Here is a 17,699-nt window from a genome sequence, read left to right as displayed (position 1 = left end):
GGGTGGGGGACAAGTCCGCGCAGCGGCCACCCCCCCCGCCCAACCTCATGTCACGCTCAAGACTTCGTTGATCGTTGGACTGACCCCGCACCCCCTCCATAGGCTCACGCCGTGCCCGACATATCCCTGACCACGCTCGTCTTCCTCTGTCTCGCCGCCGCCGCAGCCGGCTGGATCGATGCCGTCGTGGGCGGCGGCGGTCTGCTGTTGCTGCCGGCGTTGCTGCTCGGCCTGCCGCAGGTGCCCGCCGCCCATGTCCTCGGAACGAACAAGGCGGTCGCCATCGTCGGCACGTCGGGTGCCGCGATCACCTATGTGCGCAAGGCGCCGGTACAGGTGAAGACCGCGGTGCGGATCGGGCTCGCCGCGCTCGCGGGATCGATGGGCGGCGCCTTCTTCGCGGCGGGCATCAGCAGCGACGTGCTCCGCCCGGTGATCATGGTCGTGCTGCTCGGCGTTGCCGCGTTCGTGATGCTGCGCCCGTCGTTCGGCGCGGCGGCCGGCGCGGACAAGCGCCGCGTCACCCGTACCCGTACCGTCGTGGCGATCGTGCTCGTCGGCGGCGGTATCGGCTTCTACGACGGTCTCTTCGGGCCCGGCACCGGCACGTTCCTGGTGCTGGCGCTCACCGCGGTGCTTCATCTGGACCTGGTGACCGCGTCCGCCACGGCGAAGATCGTGAACGTGTGCACGAACGGCGGCGCGCTGGCGATGTTCGCCTACCAGGGCACCGTGCTGTGGCAGCTGGCCGCGCTGATGGCCGTCTTCAATCTGGCGGGCGGCATGTTCGGGGCCCGGATGGCGCTCCGCAAGGGCAGTGAGTTCGTCCGCGGGGTGCTGCTCGTCGTCGTCTTCTCGCTGGTCGCGAAGCTCGGCTTCGACCAGTGGACGGCGTGACGCGGGTCAGTACCGGTCGGCGGTCCGTTCGTACGCGGCGTTCGCCCGTGCGATGACCTCGGTCAGCACCCGGCCCGCGACGGCCAGGTCCGCTTCCGGGATCCCTCCGTACACCAGCGGTCCGAACTCCGTGGCGACCGCGGCCAGCCGGCTCTGCTCGGCGCGGCCGGTCTCGGTCAGCGCGACCCGCGGGCCCTGGCCCGGCAGCGGCTCCAGCGGCTCGAGCAGCTCGGTGGCCAGCAGCTCGGCCACGGTGTCGCCGGCCGTGGTCCCGTCGATCTTCAGGGTGGCCGTCAACAGCTCCACGATCCGGCTCGTTTCTGCGAAGCCGCCCTCGGCGGCGGTCGCGTTCAGCGCCATCGACTGGTGGAAGGTGGTGCCGGTGCGGTTCAGCTCACGGTCGAGCAGGGCGCGGGCCGCGTAGTGGGCGCGGCCGATGAGCTGACTGTTGAGCAGGATCGGCGTGGTGGACGACATGGTTACTCCTCGGGTGTCGTGGACGTGTCCTCGATGGCGTCGGGGGGTGCGTCGAGCGGTGTGTCGAGCAGCATCCGCAGCTCACGCGTCAGCGCCTGGGTGCGGGGTGCGTCGAGCCCGCCGAGCGGGGCCAGCAGCCGGTCGAGCAGGGTATGGACCTCCGCGACGGCGCGGCGGGCCTTCTCCTCCCCCGCGGGGGTGAGCGAGAGCTGTACGGCCCTGGTGTCGGCGGGGTCGGGTGTGCGGTGTACGAGTCCCGACGACTCGAGGGCGCGGGCCAGCTTGGAGACGTAGAGCGGTTCCAGGCCCGTGTGGTCGGCGAGTTGCCGCTGGCTGGGTCGGTCCCCGGACCGCCGCATGCCGTGCAGCGAGGCGATCAGGGTGTACTGCGCGTGAGTCAGTCCCAGGGGAGCGAGCGCGCGATCGACCGCGACGCGCCACTTCGTGGAAAGACGCCAGACCAGGTAGCCGGGCGTGGGGCCCTTGGGTGCTGTGCTCATGGAGAGAAACAGTACATGGCTACTATGTCCATGGCTACTGTTTTCGGGCGTCGCCGTCCCGGACGCCGATGAGGTGCCCGTAGGCGACCACGTTGCCCCGGTAGCCGGTCTTCTCCGAGAAGCCGCCGCCGCAGGTGATCACCCGGAGCTCGGCCCGGTCGGCGGGCGCGTAGACCTTCTTGTCCGGGAAGGCGTCGGCCTTGTACACCTCGATCGCGTCGATCGTGAAGACCGCGGTACGGCCGTCCGCGCGGAGCACCTCGATCCGGTGGCCCTTCTTCAGGGCGCCGAGGCTGTAGAAGACGGCGGGCCCTTGTGCGTTGTCGACATGGCCGGCCACGATCGCCGTGCCCTTGGCGCCCGGGCTGGTCCCGTCCTCGTACCACCCGGCCAGGTTGCGGTCGGTGGCCGGCGGGACGTCGAGGCTGCCGTCGCGGGCGAGGCCGAGGCCCATGACGGGGGCGTCGACGTCGATCTGCGGAATGCGCAGCCGGACCGGCTCCGACGGCGGCAGCGGGTCGGCGGCGGCGTCCGTGTGCTGGTTCGGGCCGGCGGCGAAGGCCTGTGCGGCGGAGGGGACGGGCGGGGTGATGTCGCTCATGCCGTTGTGGACCAGCCACAGCCCGGCGCAGACGGCGGCGGCCACGACCCAGCCCTTGGCCCTGAGCCCGGTGCTGTCCTGAGCGCTCATCGGTCCTCCGGCTTCGCTCGCCACGGGTGCGGCCGGATGCGGGCCGGGCGGCGCCCGGGCCGGCCGTCCGTACGGGACATGGGGGGTTCGGTCGTGGGGCCGCCGGACGCGGCCGGCACCCCCGGAGCGTCGCCCCGCCCCCGTCGGCTCGAGGCCTGACGGGAGCGGGGGAGCCGGCGGGACGTGGAACGGTTGGGGTACCGGTCCGTCAGCCTCTCTGCGCGCCGCTCGCCCGGCGGCGCAGAAGGAGCGTTCCGCCCACAGCGGCCGCGGTGAGTACCGCCGCGCCCGCCGCGATCTGGGTGGTGTCGGGGCCCACGCTGCCGCCGACGCCTGTTCTGACATGCCCGCTCGGCTCGCGGTGACGCACCTCGAGGTCGCCGGTGGCCTTCTTGCCGTTCTTGCAGCGCACCTCGATGCCGTACGTGCCCGGCCTGGTGTCCTCCGGGACCGTGAACCGGCCCACCGTGACCTCCTTGTGCGTGCCGGGCCACAGCTTGAACTCGCCGGCGCCCAGCGACCTGGCGTCGCCGACGCCGTGGCCGTCCTTGCCGCAGGCCGTGGTGGTCACGGTGATCTTCGTGCCGGGGGTGGCGGGCGACGGGTGCACCTCGAGCTCTCCGAAGTCTCCGGCGTACGCCCCATGGGCGGTGAACCCGGTCGTGGCGAGCCCCATCGCTATGCCGGTCAGCAGGCGGGCGGTGGTGCGCATGGGTCCTCCGGAAGCGAGGGGTGGTGCGTGTCTCGTCTTCTCCGAGGTAAGAGGCACCCGGCCCGCCACGCCTGCTGATGGTTAATCAGTTTCCCTCGGCCGAAACCGCGTGTCGCTCTGGACAGGCCGCATCGCCGCAGGTCGCGGCCAGTGGAGCGGCGCCTGGGGGAGTGGTCGGGCGCGTCGTGCCGAACGGGTGACAAGGCCGCCGGTCCTCCTTCGGCCCGGTGTCCCGCGGGCCGTCCGCACGATTGATCGCCGGAGCTGCTTGACCTCAACCAAACTTGAGGTACCAGGCTGCTCCGCATGGACATCAACACGCCTGACACCTCGTCCGACCGCCCCTCCCCGCTGAAGCTCGCCGTCATCATCGGCAGCAACCGCGACGGCCGCTTCGGACCCACCGTCGCCAACTGGTTCCTCTCCCGTGCCGCTCGGCGCGAGGACTTCGCCGTCGACGTCGTCGACCTCGCCGACGCGGACCTCCCCACCGCCCTCTCCTACTCGCCCTCGCCCGAAGTGCGGGCCGAGCTGGCCAAACTCACGCCGAAGCTGGCCGCGGCCGACGCCTTCGTCGTCATCACCCCCGAGTACAACCACTCCTTCCCCGCCGGCCTCAAGAACGTCATCGACCGGCACTTCGGCGAATGGCAGGCCAAGCCCGTCGGCTTCGTCTCCTACGGCGGCATCTCCGGCGGCCTGCGCGCGGTCGAGCAGCTGCGCCAGGTCTTCGCCGAGCTGCACGCCGTCACCGTCCGCGACACGGTGTCCTTCCACAACGCGGGCGCCCACTTCGACGACGAGGGCAACCACCGCGACCCCGCCGCCCCCGACGCCGCCGCCAAGACCATGCTCGACCAGCTCTCCTGGTGGGCCGAGGCGCTGCGGTCCGCCAAGTCCGTCCGCCCCTACGCGAGCTGAGGGCCGGCCGTGCTGCTGAGCCTGCTGACCGCCCGCCTGGGCCCCTACCGCCGGCTGATCGCGCTGGTCGTCCTCCTCCAGCTGATCCAGTCCGTGGCCACCCTCTACCTGCCCACTCTCAACGCCGACATCATCAACAACGGTGTGCTGCGCGGCGACACCGGACACGTCATCGGCACCGGCGCCGTGATGCTGGCCGTCACGGTCCTCCAGGTGGCCGCCGCCGGCGCCGCCGTGTACTGCGCCGCCCGGATCGCGATGGGCATCGGCCGCGACCTGCGCTCCACCGTCTTCGGCCATGTCCAGGACCTGTCCGTGCGCGACATCGGGCGCTTCGGCGCCTCGTCCCTGATCACCCGCACCACCAACGACGTGCAGCAGGTGCAGACGTTCTCGCTGCTGATCCTGACCATGCTGGTCGCCTCGCCCCTGATGTGCGTGGGCGGTATCGCCATGGCCCTGTCCCAGGACGTGCCGCTCGCGATGCTCCTGCTGCTGTTCGTCCCGGTGCTCGCGCTGTCCGTCGGACTGATCGTGCGCCGCCTGCCGCCGGTCTTCCGCTCCATGCAGGAACGGATCGACGTGGTCAACCGGGTGATGCGGGAACAGATCACCGGCATCCGTGTCATCCGCGCCTTCGTACGGGACCGGCACGAGCAGCGCCGGTTCGCCGAGGCCAACGACGCCCTCCTGGAGACCGGACTGCGGGCCGGCCGGCTGCAGACCCTGATGTTCCCGACCGTTCTGATCGTCTGGGAGATCGCCACCGTCGCCGTCATCTGGACCGGCGGCCACCGGCTCGACTCGGGCTCCCTCCAGGCCGGCTCGATCGTCGCCTTCCTCGGCTATCTGACGCAGATCCTGATGTCCGTGATGATGGGTCTGTTCCTCATGATGCATCTGCCGCGCGCCGAGGTCAGCGCGGAACGCATCAAGGAGATCCTCGGCACACGGCCGAGCGTCCTGCCGCCCGTCGCCCCCGTGCACCGGCTGCGCGGAAGGGGCGAACTGCGGCTGCGCGGCGTCGACTTCAGCTACCCGGGCGCCGAGGAGCCCGTCCTCAGATCCGTGGACCTCACCGCCCGCCCCGGCCGGGTCACCGCCGTCATCGGCTCCACCGGCAGCGGCAAGACGACCCTGCTCGGCCTCGCCGCGCGGCTGTTCGACGCGACCGGCGGCGACGTCCGGGTCGGGGAGGTGGACGTACGGGACCTCGACCCGGCGCTGCTGTCCCGCACCGTCGGACTCGTCGCCCAGAAGCCGTACCTCTTCTCCGGGACCGTCGCCTCCAACCTGCGGTACGGGAAGCCGGACGCGACGGAGGAGGAGCTCTGGCACGCCCTCGAGGTCGCCCAGGCCGCGGACTTCGTACGCCGGCTCGGCGACGGCCTCGACGCCCCCGTCTCACAGGGCGGCGCCAACCTGTCGGGAGGACAGCGCCAGCGCCTCGCCATCGCCCGGGTCCTGGCGGCCAGGCCCGACGTCTACCTCTTCGACGACTCCTTCTCCGCCCTCGACAACGCCACCGACGCGGCACTGCGCCGGGCCCTGGCCGAGGAGACCGCCGACGCCGCCGTCGTCATGGTCGCCCAGCGCGTTTCCACCGTCCGCGGCGCCGACCGGATCATCGTCCTGGAGAAGGGCAGCGTCGCCGGCACCGGCACCCACGACGAACTCATGCGGGACAACCCCACCTACCGGGAGATCGTGCTCTCCCAGCTCACCGAGGAGGAAGCCGCATGAGCGGCACCACACCGGAGCGCCGCGGCCCGGCAGGGCAGCAGCGCGGCCCCGGGGGCATCGGCTCCCCCTCGCTGGAACGCTCCCTCCACTTCCGCGACTCCGGACTGCGGCTGCTGCGCATGACCGCACCGGAACGCCCCCTGGTCGTCGGCGTCCTCACCGCCGGCGCGGCCGCCGTCGCCCTCTCCGTACTCGCCCCCAAACTCCTCGGCCACGCCACCGACCTCGTCGTCGACGGCGCCGCCGGCCCGGACGGGGTCGACTTCGGGGCCGTCGCGGAGGTGCTGGCCCTCGTGCTCGCCCTGGTCGCCGTCTCCTCCGCCACGACGCTGCTCCAGATGCGGCTGGCGATGACCGTCGTGCAGCGCGTCGGCCACCGGCTGCGCGAGGAGGCGGGCACGAAGCTGTCGCGGCTGCCCCTGTCGTACTTCGACAAGCAGCCCCGCGGGGAGGTGCTCAGCCGCACCACCAACGACATCGACAACATCACGCAGACCATGCAGCAGGCCTTCAGCCAGATGGTGCGGGCGGTGCTCACCATCGCCGGCGTCCTGGCGATGATGTTCTGGATCTCGCCGCTGCTGGCCCTGGTCGCCCTCGCGACGGTGCCGCTGTCCGTGTACGTGGCGACCCTCATCGGCAGGCGGGCCCAGCCGCAGTTCGTCCGGCAGTGGTCGGTGACGGGCCGGCTGAACGCCCACGTCGAGGAGATGTTCACCGGCCACGCGGAGGTCCGCTCCTTCGGCCGCGGGAAGCAGGCCGTGGAGACGTTCGACGAGCTGGGCGAGCAGCTGTACGCGTCGAGCCTGCGCGCCCAGGTGATGTCCGGCCTCATCCAGCCCGCGCTCGGATTCGTCGGCAACCTCAACTATGTGCTGATCGCCGTCGCCGGCGGGCTGCGGGTGGCCTCCGGGTCGCTGTCGATCGGCGACGTACAGGCCTTCGTGCAGTACTCCTACGAGTTCAACGGCCCCATCAACCAGGTCGCCGCGATGGCCAACCTCCTCCAGTCGGGCGTCGCCTCCGCCGAGCGGGTCTTCGACCTGCTGGACGCGGAGGAGGAGTCTCCGGCGCCGGCAGGGCCGGGGCCGGCCCGGCCGGAGGCCGGGCGGCCCGCCGGCCATGTGTCCTTCGAGAAGGCGGCCTTCCGCTACCACCCCGCGGAGCCGTTGATCGAGGACCTGTCGCTCGACGTCGAACCGGGCCGGACCGTCGCCATCGTCGGCCCGACCGGCGCGGGCAAGACCACACTGGTCAACCTGCTCATGCGGTTCTACGAGGTCACCGGCGGCCGCATCCTGCTCGACGGGGTCGACATCAGGGACATGTCCCGCGACGAACTGCGTTCCGGTATCGGGATGGTGCTCCAGGACACCTGGCTGTTCGGGGGCACGATCGCCGACAACATCGCCTACGGCGTGCCCGGGAAGGTGTCCCGCGAGCAGATCGTCGCCGCGGCGACGGCCACCCACGCCGACCGGTTCATCCGCACCCTGCCCGACGGCTACGACACCGTCGTCGACGAGGAGGGCGCGGGCCTGAGCGCGGGCGAGAAGCAACTCCTCACCATCGCCCGCGCCTTCCTCACCGAACCGTCGATCCTCGTGCTCGACGAGGCCACCAGTTCCGTCGACACCCGCACCGAGGTGCTCATCCAGCGCGCCATGTCCTCGCTGCGCCGGGGCCGTACCAGCTTCGTCATCGCGCACCGGCTCTCCACCGTCCGGGACGCCGACGTGATCCTGGTGATGGACGCCGGAAGGATCGTCGAGCAGGGCACGCACGACGAACTGTTGGGCCGCGGCGGCGCGTACGCCCGGCTCCACGCGGCGCAGTTCGCCGCGGCCGGGTCCCCCGTGTGATGCCGCGGTGCGTAACGTGAAGGGCGGGGGCCATGACGGTCCCCGCCCTCCGTCCGCGGCCGCCGGCCGCCCCGCGGACACGTGGCCGCACACCGAGAAGGAGCTCCCGCCGTGGAACCCACCCCCGCCGCGCCGTCGCTGCTCACCGTGATGACCACGACCGACAGCGCGGAGAAGGCCCGACGGCTCGCCGAAGGAGCCGTGGAGTCCCGGCTCGCGGCCTGCGCGCAGATCTCCGCGCCGGTGACGTCGGTCTACCGCTGGCAGAACCGGATCGAGACCGCCGAGGAGTGGCAGGTCCTCCTCAAGACCACCCCGGCCTGCTACGACGCCCTCGAAGCCCATCTGATCGCAGCCCACGACTACGACACCCCGGAGATCATCGCCACCCCGGTGGTACGCGCCGGCGCGGCCTACGCGGCCTGGGTGCGGGCGGAGACCGTGGCGCCGTGACCGGGTCGCGGCGGCTTCCGTTCTTCGTCTACGGCACCCTGCGGCCGGGCGAACGCAACCACGACCTTCTCCTGCGGGGCCGCACCTCCGAGGAGCGTCCCGCGCTGCTTTCCGGCGCGGTGCTCTACGAGGGCCCCGGCTACCCGTACGCCGTCGACACCGACGACCCGGCGGCGACGGTCACCGGCGAGGCGGTGACCGCGAAGCCGGAGGAGTACGAGCGGCTGCTCGCCGTCCTCGACCGGCTGGAGGAGTACGGCGGTCCGGGCCACGCGGCCAACCTGTACGAACGGGTGGCCCGGGAGGTCCTCCTCGAGGACGGCACGCCGGTACAGGCGTGGGTCTACGTCGCCGCCGAGCCGGTGGCCCGCGGACTCCGGGCCGGCGGCAGGCCCGTGGACGGCGGCGACTGGCACGAGGCGGTCAGCCGCCGGTGACCCGCTCCGGCTCCAGCCGGACGGCGCACACCTTGAACTCGGGCATACGGGACGTCGGGTCGAGCGCCGGGTTCGTCACCGAGTTCACCCGGCCCTCGCCCGGCCAGTGGAACGGCATGAAGACGGTGTCCGGCCTGATCCCCGTGGTGATCCGGGCGGGCCCCACAGCCCGCCCCCGCCGCGACACCACCGCGAGGGGCTCGCCCTCCGCGACGCCGAGACGCTCCGCCAGCTGCGGATGCAGCTCGACGAACGGGCCCGGGGCGGCGGCGTTCAGCTCGTCGACCCGCCTGGTCTGCGCGCCCGACTGGTACTGGGCGACGACCCGCCCGGTCGTCAGCAGCACCGGGTAGTCGGCGTCGGGCTCCTCCGCGGCGGGCCGGTGCCCCACGGCGACGAACCTGGCCAGCCCGTCGGGCGTGGCGAACCGGTCCAGGAACAGCCGGGGGGTGCCGGGGTGGGCGACCGGCCCGTCCTGGTCGTCCGGCTCCGGGCACGGCCAGAACACGCCGTCCTCCTCGGCGATCCTGCGGTACGTGATGCCCGAGTAGTCCGCCGGTCCGCCCGCCGATGCCCGCCGCAGCTCCTCGAAGACCTCCTCCGGGTCGGCGGGGAAGCCCTTCTCGTGCCCGAGCAGTGCCGCCAGGGCGCTCAGCACCTCGAGATCGCTGCGCACCCCCTCCGGGGCGTCGAGCGCCTTGCGGCGCAGCAGCACCCGGCCCTCCAGGTTGGTCGTCGTGCCGGTCTCCTCCGCCCATTGGGTCACCGGCAGCACCACGTCCGCGAGCGCCGCCGTCTCCGAGAGCACCACGTCCGCCACGGCGAGGAAGTCCAGGGACTTCAGCCGCCCCTCGATGTGCGCGGCACGCGGCGCGGACACCACCGGGTTCGACCCCATCAGCAGCAGCGACTTCACGTCCCCGCCCAGCGCGTCCAGCAGTTCGTAGGCACTGCGCCCCGGCCCGGGCAGGGACTCGGGGGGCACGCCCCACACCCCCGCGACATGGGCCCGCGCCGCCGGGTCGTCCAGCTTGCGGTAGCCGGGCAGCTGGTCGGCCTTCTGGCCGTGCTCACGGCCGCCCTGCCCGTTGCCCTGCCCGGTCAGGCATCCGTAGCCGGACAGGGGCCGCCCGGCCCGGCCGGTCGCCAGGCAGAGGTTGATCCAGGCGCTCACGGTGTCCGTGCCCTTGGACTGCTGCTCGGGCCCGCGGGCGGTGAGTACCATCGCGGACGGCGCGTCGCAGAACAGCCGCACCGCCTCACGCAGCTGCGGCACTCCCACGCCGGTGATCCGCTCGACGAGCTCGGGCCAGTGCGCCATGGCGGCGGCCCTGGCATCCGCCCAGCCGCTCGTGCGGGCGGCGATGAACTCCTCGTCGGTACGCCCCTCGGCCACCACCTCGTGCAGCAGTCCCAGGGCGAGCGCCAGGTCGGTGCCGGGACGGGGCGCGAGATGCAGGTCGGCCTGCTCCGCCGTCCTCGTCCGCCGCGGGTCGACGACGATCAGCTTGCCGCCGTTCTCCTTCAGCTCCGTCAGGTAGCGCAGTGCCGGCGGCATGGTCTCCGCGATGTTGGAGCCCACGAGGATGACACAGCCGGTCCTCGGGATGTCCTCCAGCGGGAACGGCAGCCCGCGGTCGAGTCCGAACGCCTTGTTGTGCGCGGCCGCGGCCGACGACATGCAGAAGCGGCCGTTGTAGTCGATCTGCGAGGTGCCGAGCACGACCCGGGCGAACTTCCCGAGGGTGTACGCCTTCTCGTTGGTCAGCCCGCCGCCGCCGAAGACGCCCACGGCGTCGGCGCCGTGCAGGTCCTTCGTACGCCGCAGCCCGTCGGCGATCGTACGCAGTGCCTCCTCCCAGGTGGCCGGTTCGAGCCGGCCTGTGGCGTGGCTTCTGATGAGCGGCCCGGTCAGGCGCACCCGGGAGGAGAGAAGGGAGGTCGACGTGCGGCCCTTGCCGCACAGGGCGCCCCGGTTGACGGGGAAGTCGGGACGCTCCACCACCTCGACGGCCGCCCCGTCGGCGGTGTCCGGCCGGGGGACACCGCGCAGATTCATGCCGCACTGCAGGGCGCAGTAGGGACAGTGGGTCGGGATGGTCTCGTCGCGCATGACGCCCAGCGTGGAACGTCCGTGTTACGCGGGCCGACGCGCCGCATTACGGACGGGGTACGCCTGGCTCAGCCGCGAGCTCACGGCGGCGTGAGGACCGACCGTGAGCCGCGGGCCCGTCCCGGGAGTCCGGCCGCCGTGGACGGACGCGTCGGGGCGCGACGTCCCGCGGGGTCCCGGTCCTGACCGGGCGCGTTCGGGGCGGGCCGTCCCGCGGGTCCCGGTCGTTCCGTCCGGGCGCGGCCCCGGGGCCTCAGGCGCGGCGGCCGAGCATCGCCAGCAACCGGGTCTGCGGGTCGTCGCCCGGCGGCGGCTCGATCGGCGCGGCGAAGAGGCCCGACTTCGACAGCTCCGACGCGTACGGCGAGACCTCCTCCAGAGTGAAGGCCACCAGCGCCTCCGGAAGCCGCTCCTCCGCGCCGATCGCCCGCGACAGGTCCCAGGAGTGCACCACCGCGTCGCTGATCATCTGCGAGCAGTAGGCGGTGGCCGGGGTCTCCCCGTACGACAGATGGACCGTCCGCTCCAGCGCCCCCTCGTCGGAGAACGCCTTGCGCGCGGCCCGGGCCGCCGCGTCCCAGGCCCGGCGGGGCCGGTCGCCGAGGACGTCCCCGTCGTACGCGTCGCCGATGTCCTCGATCGTCGCCCCGTCCGTCACCAGGTCCGGCACCCACAGCTGCTCGGCGGTGAGGTGGTTGACGAGATCGCGCACCGACCACTCCGTGCACGGCGTCGGATCGTCCCACTGGTCGTCCCGTACGGCGTGCACCCGGTCGGTGAACAGGGCCAGCGCCTCGGTGTGCCGGGTCAGCAGCGTTGCCACGTCATTTGTCATGCGGCTCACTTTTCCCTGCCGGGGACCTCGATGCGAGCGTGCGCGGCCGTGTGCCTCCCGGCGTGTCAGCCCGCCGCCGCCAGCGCGTCCCGCACACCGGGCTCGCGTTCGCCCAGGAACCGGGGGTCCGGCCGGAACACGGCGTCCAGCGACGCCTTGCCCGCCGCGAACATCTCCCGCACGCCGCCGTAGTACCAGGTCGCGTCGTGCGGTTCCGCCACACCGACGCCGTACGCCTCTACCCCGGCGGACCGGCACAGCGCGACCGCCCGTCGGATGTGGAAGCCCTGGCTGACCAGCAGCGCCCGCTCCACCCCGAAGATCTCCTTCGCCCGCACGCACGAGTCCCAGGTGTCGAACCCGGCGTAGTCGCTGACGATCCGGTCGTCGGGCACACCGCGCCCCGTCAGATACGTGCGCATGGCGTCCGGCTCGTCGTACTCGACCCGGCTGTTGTCACCGGTGACCAGCACGACCTTGACCTTGCCGGTCCGGTACAGCTCGGCGGCGGTGTCCAGCCGGTGCGCCAGATAGGGGGAGGGCCGGCCCCGCCAGAGACCGGCGCCGAAGACGACGGCGACGTCCCGCGCGGGGGCCTCGGCGACCGTACGGACGCGGCTGTCGGCGACGGCGTGCATCCAGGTCGCGGGCGCCAGGCCGAGCACGCACCCCAGCATGACGGCCTGCGCGACGAGGCGTCGCCTTCTCGTTCCTCTCACGAACAGTCAGACGCGGGCGGAGCGGAAATGGTTGGCCCGACGGAGCGGAAATGGCTGGCCGGACCGCGTACGTGTTGACACGATCATCCGATGATCGACAAGAGAGTCGCCTTCGCCGCCCGCAACAACGCCGAGTGGTGCGAGGCCATGTGCCACGCACACGGCCTCTCCGGCGCCTTCGGAGCCCACGCCTGGACCAGCGCGAGCCGCACACCCGTGCTGTATCCCGACGCGGTGACACTCACCGAGGACGCGACGGCGGACGACGTTCTGGACGCCGTCTCCACCGGCCCCGGCTGCTCCGTCAAGGACAGCTTCGCGACCCTGGACCTGTCCGGCGCCGGATTCGACGTCCTCTTCGAGGCCCGGTGGATCCACCGGGAGCCCGGCCTGCCCGCGCCGGCGGCTCCCGACGGCGTCGCGTGGTCCCGGCTGGAGACCCCCGGTGAGCTGGCGGAATGGGCGGCAGCCTGGGACGGCGGCGACGGTCTGGCGCACCTCTTCCGCCCGGAACTGCTGTCCGACCCGTCGGTCGCGTTCCTCGCGGGGCGCGCCGAGGGCCGGCTGACCGCCGGCGCGGTGGTGAGCCGCGGTGGGGACGCGGCAGGCGTCTCCAACCTGTTCACCGTCGACGACGACCTCGACGCGGCGTGGGCGGGCTGCCTTTCGGCGGTGTCCGACGCGTGGCCCGGCGTGCCGGTCGTCGGCTACGAACAGGGCGACGACCTGGCGGCGGCGGTGCGGCAGGGGTGCGTACCGGTGGGCCCCCTCCGGGTCTGGCTGGCGCGGTAGCCGCGGAGCGCTTCCCTTCCCCTGCGGCCTTGGCGGCCGCGGGGGAGGCCCACCTCCCGAGCCGGGCCGGGCCCTGGGACCGGGACCGCTCGGACCCCGGGACCGGGCCCGCCCGGACCGGACCGGCTCCGCCCAGCGCCTTCTAACCGGGCCCGCCCATGCACCTGGAACCAGGCCCGCCAGGGACACCCGGGGCGGGGCTGCGCCTGGACCCTGGCTTAGGCCCCGCCCGGAGACTCGGAACCGGCCCCGTCCGGACACCGCCGACCGGCCCCGCGGGGGTCTGCCGGGGCCCTTCCCCCTGCGCCCCGCGGCGGGGAGACCACCGGCCCCGCGCATCGGACGCCGGCGACGCCGGCGCCGGGCCGGGCCTGGGCCCCGTCCGGAGATTCGGAACCTGCCCCGTCCGGACACCGCCGACCGGCCCGCCCATGCACCTGGAACCGGGCCCGCCAGGGACCCCGGGTCGGGGCTGCGCCTGGACCCGGACCTAGGTGTTCTGTCCGGAGATTCGGAACCGGCCCCGTCCGGACACCGCCGACCGGGCCCGCCCGGTCCCTTGGACCGGCCCCGCGGGGGTCTGCCGGGGCCCTTCCCCGTGCGCCCCGCGGCGGGGAGACCGCCGGGCCCCGCGCATCGGACGCCGGCGTCCCCGGCGCCGGGGCGGGCCGCGCCGCCTTGCCCGGCCACGCCCGTGAGGCCCGCGAAAACACCCGTCACCCTCACGCAACACCCCCGCAACCTGCGCCCGCCACCATCGGTGCATGACGGAGCCGGAACACCTTCGTGAGTCCCCGCCCCCGCCCTTCCCGAGCGCAGCCGACAGCGCAGTCGACACCGCCGCGCAGCTCGACACCACCGTCGGTCTGCTCACGCGTATCACCGCTCAGCTCGGCACCCAGCTGAGTCACGTCCGACTGAACGGAACCCGCACCGCATGCCCCCGACCGATCGGCCCACCCTCGTCGCCGTCGCCCACGGCAGCCGCGACCCCCGCGCGCTGAGCACCGTCACCGCTCTCCTCGACCGGGTGCGTGAGCTGCGCCCCGGCCTGGACGTACGGCTCGGCCATGTCGAGCTGAACGAGCCGCTCCTCGACGACACCCTCCGGTCGCTCGGCAGCGCGCCCACCGTGATCGTGCCGCTGCTGCTCAGCCGCGGCTATCACGTCAAGCACGACCTGCCGCGGGCCGCGGCCGCGATACCCGGCGGCGACATCCGTATCGCGCGCCCGCTCGGGCCGCACCCGCTCCTCGCGGAGGCACTCGCCGCCCGGCTCGCTGAGGCGGGCTGGCGGCCGGAGGACGGCTCGAGCCGTAGTGCCGGGGTCGTCCTGGCGTCCGCGGGCTCCCGCGATCCCGAGTCCGCGGCGGACACCCGGCGCATGGCGGCCATGCTGGGGGAGCGGCTCGGCGGCGTGCCGGTCGTGCCCGCGTACGCCTCCGCGCTCGCGCCCACCGTGCCCGCGGCTGTCAAAGCCCTGACGGCCCGCGGCCGTCACCGGATCGCCGTGGCGTCCTACTTCGCCGCGCCCGGTCTGTTCGCCACCCGCAGCGCCGCCGCCGCACCCTGGATCGCGGCGGAGCCGCTCGGTACGCATCCCGCTCTGGCCCGGCTGCTGCTGCACCGTTACGACCAGGCGCGAGCGCTTCCCCGCCCCGTGCGGCGGCTGGAACTGACCGCCGCGTAGGGCGTGGTGGGGCCGGACGGGGCCCGGCTGTCGGCCGCTCCGGTTACCTTCGGTGCATGGACGGCACCACCAGCACCACAGGCACAGGCACGCCCCCGGGCCACGGCACGGGCAACGGCACCGCCCCCGACGGCTACGACGCCGCGGCCGTCGAACGATGGGCCGCCGAGCCCGACAAGCGCCCCGGCCGTACCGCCTTCCAGCGCGACCGCGCCCGGGTGCTGCACTCCTCCGCGCTGCGCCGCCTCGCCGGGAAGACGCAGGTCGTCACCCCCGGCACCCGCAGCCTGGCCTGGGACGCCAGCCCCCGCACCCGGCTGACGCACTCGCTGGAGTGCGCGCAGGTCGGGCGTGAGCTGGGCGCCGCGCTCGGCTGCGACCCCGATCTCGTCGAAGCGGCATGCCTCGCCCACGACATGGGCCATCCGCCGTTCGGCCACAACGGCGAACAGGCACTCAACGAGTTCGCGGAGGACTGCGGCGGCTTCGAGGGCAACGCCCAGTCCCTCCGCCTGCTGACCCGGATCGAGCCCAAGCGTTTCGTGCACGCGCCGGAGACCGGCGAGCCGGTCAGCGTCGGCCTGAATCTCACCCGGGCCACCCTCGACGCGGCCACCAAGTACCCCTGGCCGCGCGGCGGCCATCCGACCGAGCCCGGCTCGGGCAAGTTCGGGGTGTACGAGGACGACCTGCCGGTCTTCGAGTGGGCCCGCCTCGGCGCCCCCGCGTTCCGCAAGTGCCTCGAGGCGCAGGTGATGGACTGGTCCGACGACGTCGCGTACTCGGTGCACGACTTCGAGGACGGCCTGCACGCCGGCCACATCGACCCCAATTGTCTCATGTCGGACACCGAGCGCGCGGGCATCTGGTCGGTGGCGATCGGGCGGTACGTGCCCCACGACACCGAACCGCAGGAACTGTCGGAAGCACTCGACCGGCTGGTCGACCAGGTGTGGTGGCCGCACCACTACGACGGTTCCGCGGTCGCCCAGGCCCGGCTGAAGGACGCCACCAGCCAGCTCATCGGCCGGTTCGCGCTCGCCGCCGAGGGCGCCACCCGGCAGGCGTACGGCGGTGGCATGCTCACGCGGTACGGGGCCGAGCTCGTCGTCCCGCGCGCCACGCGCAACGAGTGTGCCGTGCTGAAGGCGGTGGCCGACCGCTATGTGATGCAGCGCGCCGAGCAGGAGGCGCTCCGCGCCGACCAGCGCGTGGTGCTCGCCGAGCTGGCACAGGCGCTCACCGCCCGCGCGCCGGAAGGGCTGGAACCGCAGTTCCGTGCCATGTTCGAGGCGGCTGCGGACGACCGGGCGCGCAAGCGCGTGATCGTCGACCAGATCGCGAACCTCACGGACGCCTCCGCCCGCACCCTCCACGCCCGCCTCACCGCCCGTCGCTGACCAAAGGGCGAAACTCCCCCGGGAGCACCCGTGCCACGCACCGAGTGATTCGTCCGTTTTTGACACGCCGGAGGGCACTCCCTCTTCCGCCATATCGCTCCGTGCGGGACGCTCGCTGAAGGCTGCGCTGCGGAGAAGCAACGAGGAGGCATCACGTGGTCGACGCACATCGGACATTCGTCATCGTCGGCGGTGGGCTGGCGGGGGCCAAAGCCGCCGAGACCCTCCGTGCCGAAGGATTCACCGGGCGAGTGATCCTCATCGGCGACGAACGTGACCACCCCTACGAACGTCCGCCGCTGTCCAAGGCGTATCTGACCGGCAAGGACGAACGCGACAGCGTCTTCGTCCACGAGCCCGCCTGGTACGCCCGGGCCGACATCGAGCTGCACCTGGGCCAGACCGTCGTGTCCATCGACCGCGAGACCCGCTCCGTACGCCTCGGTGACGGAACCGTCGTCCACTACGACAAGCTGCTGCTCGCCACCGGCGCGGAGCCCCGCCGTCTGGAGATCCCGGGCACCGGCCTGGCCGGCGTCCACCATCTGCGCCGCCTCGCCCACGCCGACCGGCTGCGCCATGTGCTCGCCGCGCTCGGCCGCGACAACGGCCATCTGATCATCGCCGGCGCCGGCTGGATCGGCCTCGAGGTCGCCGCCGCGGCCCGCGGCTACGGTGCGGAGGTGACCGTCGTGGAGCCCGCGGCGACCCCGCTGTACCAGGTCGTCGGCCCGGAGCTCGGCCAGGTCTTCGCCGAACTGCACCGCGAGCGCGGCGTCCGTTTCCACTTCGGTGTCCGTCTCACCGAGATCATCGGGCAGGACGGCATGGTCCTCGCGGCCCGTACGGACGACGGCGAGGAGCACCCGGCGCACGAGATCCTCGCCGCCATCGGCGCCGCCCCGCGCACCGCGCTCGCCGACGCGGCTGGCCTCGACCTCGCCGACCGGGCGGAGGGCGGCGGCATCGCCGTCGACGAGAGTCTGCGCACCTCCGATCCCGACATCTACGCCGCGGGCGACGTCGCCGCCGCCCGGCACCCGCTGCTCGGGACCCGGCTGCGCGTCGAGCACTGGGCGAACGCCCTGAACGGCGGCCCGGCCGCCGCCCGCGCCATGCTCGGCCAGGACGTGAGCTACGACCGGGTCCCCTATTTCTTCTCGGACCAGTACGACCTCGGCATGGAGTACTCGGGCTGGGCCCCGCCCGGCTCGTACGACCAGGTCGTGCTCCGCGGCGACGTCGCACGGCGGGAGTTCATCGCCTTCTGGCTCAAGGACCGCAGGTTGCTCGCCGGGATGAACGTCAATGTGTGGGACGTCACCGCGCCCATCCAGCAGCTGATCCGGACCCGGGCGGAGGTGGACCCGCAGACGCTCGGCGATCCGGGGGTGGCACTCACCGACCTCGTGGACCTTTCCGGCTGACGGGAGTGTCGCCGCGTCACCGTAGAATTC

17 protein-coding genes are annotated in these 17,699 nt (G+C 73.0%); 10 read left to right on the top strand and 7 right to left on the bottom strand.

What is annotated here, in order from left to right; translation table 11 throughout:
- The first annotated feature begins 111 nt into the window (after nt 1-111).
- Nucleotides 112-897, top strand: coding sequence for a sulfite exporter TauE/SafE family protein (locus ACWGH4_RS03140; protein WP_307706322.1), 786 nt, complete (start codon nt 112-114; stop codon nt 895-897).
- A 6-nt stretch (nt 898-903) separates the two neighbouring features.
- Here the strand turns inward: ACWGH4_RS03140 and ACWGH4_RS03135 are convergent, their stop codons facing one another.
- From ACWGH4_RS03135 to ACWGH4_RS03120, 4 genes are all read right to left on the bottom strand, one after another.
- Nucleotides 904-1,374, bottom strand: a complete 471-nt coding sequence (locus ACWGH4_RS03135; protein ID WP_453454877.1) for a hypothetical protein — start codon at nt 1,372-1,374, stop codon at nt 904-906.
- A 2-nt stretch (nt 1,375-1,376) separates the two neighbouring features.
- The gene (locus ACWGH4_RS03130) at nt 1,377-1,874 is read right to left on the bottom strand and encodes a MarR family winged helix-turn-helix transcriptional regulator (RefSeq protein ID WP_453454874.1); all 498 of its coding nucleotides are present in this window, start codon (nt 1,872-1,874) and stop codon (nt 1,377-1,379) included.
- 34 nt (nt 1,875-1,908) lie between these two features.
- Nucleotides 1,909-2,565 (bottom strand): class F sortase, encoded by a 657-nt coding sequence (locus tag ACWGH4_RS03125; RefSeq protein ID WP_453454871.1) that lies wholly within the window; start codon nt 2,563-2,565, stop codon nt 1,909-1,911.
- A gap of 208 nt (nt 2,566-2,773) precedes the next feature.
- Nucleotides 2,774-3,277, bottom strand: a complete 504-nt coding sequence (locus ACWGH4_RS03120; RefSeq protein ID WP_453454868.1) for a hypothetical protein — start codon at nt 3,275-3,277, stop codon at nt 2,774-2,776.
- 306 nt (nt 3,278-3,583) lie between these two features.
- On the opposite strand from ACWGH4_RS03120, the gene ACWGH4_RS03115 reads away from it, so the two are divergent.
- The 5 genes from ACWGH4_RS03115 to ACWGH4_RS03095 all read left to right on the top strand — a co-directional run bounded on the left by ACWGH4_RS03115 (nt 3,584) and on the right by ACWGH4_RS03095 (nt 8,693).
- Nucleotides 3,584-4,198 carry an NADPH-dependent FMN reductase gene (locus tag ACWGH4_RS03115; protein ID WP_453454865.1) on the top strand — a complete coding sequence of 205 codons (615 nt, stop codon included), beginning with the start codon at nt 3,584-3,586 and terminating at the stop codon, nt 4,196-4,198.
- A 9-nt stretch (nt 4,199-4,207) separates the two neighbouring features.
- Nucleotides 4,208-5,941 (top strand): ABC transporter ATP-binding protein, encoded by a 1,734-nt coding sequence (locus ACWGH4_RS03110; RefSeq protein ID WP_453454862.1) that lies wholly within the window; start codon nt 4,208-4,210, stop codon nt 5,939-5,941.
- Nucleotides 5,938-7,803, top strand: coding sequence for an ABC transporter ATP-binding protein (locus ACWGH4_RS03105; protein ID WP_453454859.1), 1,866 nt, complete (start codon nt 5,938-5,940; stop codon nt 7,801-7,803). The genes ACWGH4_RS03110 and ACWGH4_RS03105 overlap by 4 nt, the downstream gene beginning before the upstream one ends.
- Before the next feature lie 150 nt (nt 7,804-7,953).
- Nucleotides 7,954-8,256, top strand: a complete 303-nt coding sequence (gene cutA / locus ACWGH4_RS03100; RefSeq protein ID WP_453454882.1) for a divalent-cation tolerance protein CutA — start codon at nt 7,954-7,956, stop codon at nt 8,254-8,256.
- The gene (locus tag ACWGH4_RS03095; RefSeq protein WP_441262891.1) at nt 8,253-8,693 is read left to right on the top strand and encodes a gamma-glutamylcyclotransferase; all 441 of its coding nucleotides are present in this window, start codon (nt 8,253-8,255) and stop codon (nt 8,691-8,693) included. The genes cutA and ACWGH4_RS03095 overlap by 4 nt, the downstream gene beginning before the upstream one ends.
- Here the strand turns inward: ACWGH4_RS03095 and ACWGH4_RS03090 are convergent.
- The 3 genes from ACWGH4_RS03090 to ACWGH4_RS03080 form a co-directional block, all read right to left on the bottom strand.
- Nucleotides 8,680-10,806: a molybdopterin oxidoreductase family protein gene (locus ACWGH4_RS03090; protein WP_453454855.1), complete on the bottom strand. Its 2,127-nt coding sequence runs from the start codon at nt 10,804-10,806 to the stop codon at nt 8,680-8,682. The two genes, ACWGH4_RS03095 and ACWGH4_RS03090, sit on opposite strands and share 14 nt — an antisense overlap.
- 253 nt (nt 10,807-11,059) lie before the next feature.
- Nucleotides 11,060-11,641, bottom strand: coding sequence for a TIGR03086 family metal-binding protein (locus ACWGH4_RS03085; protein ID WP_453454852.1), 582 nt, complete (start codon nt 11,639-11,641; stop codon nt 11,060-11,062).
- A gap of 65 nt (nt 11,642-11,706) precedes the next feature.
- Entirely contained in the window at nt 11,707-12,366 is a 660-nt protein-coding gene (locus ACWGH4_RS03080) for a SanA/YdcF family protein (protein ID WP_453454879.1), read from the bottom strand.
- Between the two features lie 84 nt (nt 12,367-12,450).
- Here ACWGH4_RS03080 and ACWGH4_RS03075 point away from each other — a divergent pair, with 84 nt between their 5' ends.
- The 4 genes from ACWGH4_RS03075 (at nt 12,451) to ACWGH4_RS03060 (ending at nt 17,669) form a co-directional block, all read left to right on the top strand.
- Nucleotides 12,451-13,152 (top strand): hypothetical protein, encoded by a 702-nt coding sequence (locus tag ACWGH4_RS03075; RefSeq protein ID WP_453454850.1) that lies wholly within the window; start codon nt 12,451-12,453, stop codon nt 13,150-13,152.
- Nucleotides 13,153-14,089: 937 nt separating this feature from the next.
- On the top strand, nt 14,090-14,842 hold the full coding sequence (locus ACWGH4_RS03070) for a sirohydrochlorin chelatase (RefSeq protein WP_453454847.1): 753 nt from the start codon (nt 14,090-14,092) through the stop codon (nt 14,840-14,842).
- A gap of 56 nt (nt 14,843-14,898) precedes the next feature.
- Nucleotides 14,899-16,242 carry a deoxyguanosinetriphosphate triphosphohydrolase gene (locus ACWGH4_RS03065; RefSeq protein WP_453454844.1) on the top strand — a complete coding sequence of 448 codons (1,344 nt, stop codon included), beginning with the start codon at nt 14,899-14,901 and terminating at the stop codon, nt 16,240-16,242.
- Between the two features lie 155 nt (nt 16,243-16,397).
- Entirely contained in the window at nt 16,398-17,669 is a 1,272-nt protein-coding gene (locus ACWGH4_RS03060; protein ID WP_453454841.1) for an NAD(P)/FAD-dependent oxidoreductase, read from the top strand.
- Nucleotides 17,670-17,699: the final 30 nt, after the last annotated feature.

It is taken from the genome of Streptomyces sp. NPDC054847, assembly GCF_053610925.1.
The sequence above is the reverse complement of the archived record's forward strand: the minus strand, read 5'-3'. Positions and strand labels throughout refer to the sequence as shown.

What these genes read in the sequence shown, in the direction of transcription:
- ACWGH4_RS03085 (WP_453454852.1), bottom strand. Translation starts at nt 11,641, where the DNA reads ATGACAAATGACGTGGCAACGCTGCTGACCCGGCACACCGAGGCGCTG.
- ACWGH4_RS03065 (WP_453454844.1), top strand. Translation starts at nt 14,899, where the DNA reads ATGGACGGCACCACCAGCACCACAGGCACAGGCACGCCCCCGGGCCAC.
- cutA (WP_453454882.1), top strand. Translation starts at nt 7,954, where the DNA reads ATGACCACGACCGACAGCGCGGAGAAGGCCCGACGGCTCGCCGAAGGA.
- ACWGH4_RS03125 (WP_453454871.1), bottom strand. Translation starts at nt 2,565, where the DNA reads ATGAGCGCTCAGGACAGCACCGGGCTCAGGGCCAAGGGCTGGGTCGTG.
- ACWGH4_RS03130 (WP_453454874.1), bottom strand. Translation starts at nt 1,874, where the DNA reads ATGAGCACAGCACCCAAGGGCCCCACGCCCGGCTACCTGGTCTGGCGT.
- ACWGH4_RS03075 (WP_453454850.1), top strand. Translation starts at nt 12,451, where the DNA reads ATGATCGACAAGAGAGTCGCCTTCGCCGCCCGCAACAACGCCGAGTGG.
- ACWGH4_RS03135 (WP_453454877.1), bottom strand. Translation starts at nt 1,374, where the DNA reads ATGTCGTCCACCACGCCGATCCTGCTCAACAGTCAGCTCATCGGCCGC.
- ACWGH4_RS03105 (WP_453454859.1), top strand. Translation starts at nt 5,938, where the DNA reads ATGAGCGGCACCACACCGGAGCGCCGCGGCCCGGCAGGGCAGCAGCGC.
- ACWGH4_RS03090 (WP_453454855.1), bottom strand. Translation starts at nt 10,806, where the DNA reads ATGCGCGACGAGACCATCCCGACCCACTGTCCCTACTGCGCCCTGCAG.
- ACWGH4_RS03120 (WP_453454868.1), bottom strand. Translation starts at nt 3,277, where the DNA reads ATGCGCACCACCGCCCGCCTGCTGACCGGCATAGCGATGGGGCTCGCC.
- ACWGH4_RS03070 (WP_453454847.1), top strand. Translation starts at nt 14,090, where the DNA reads ATGCCCCCGACCGATCGGCCCACCCTCGTCGCCGTCGCCCACGGCAGC.
- ACWGH4_RS03115 (WP_453454865.1), top strand. Translation starts at nt 3,584, where the DNA reads ATGGACATCAACACGCCTGACACCTCGTCCGACCGCCCCTCCCCGCTG.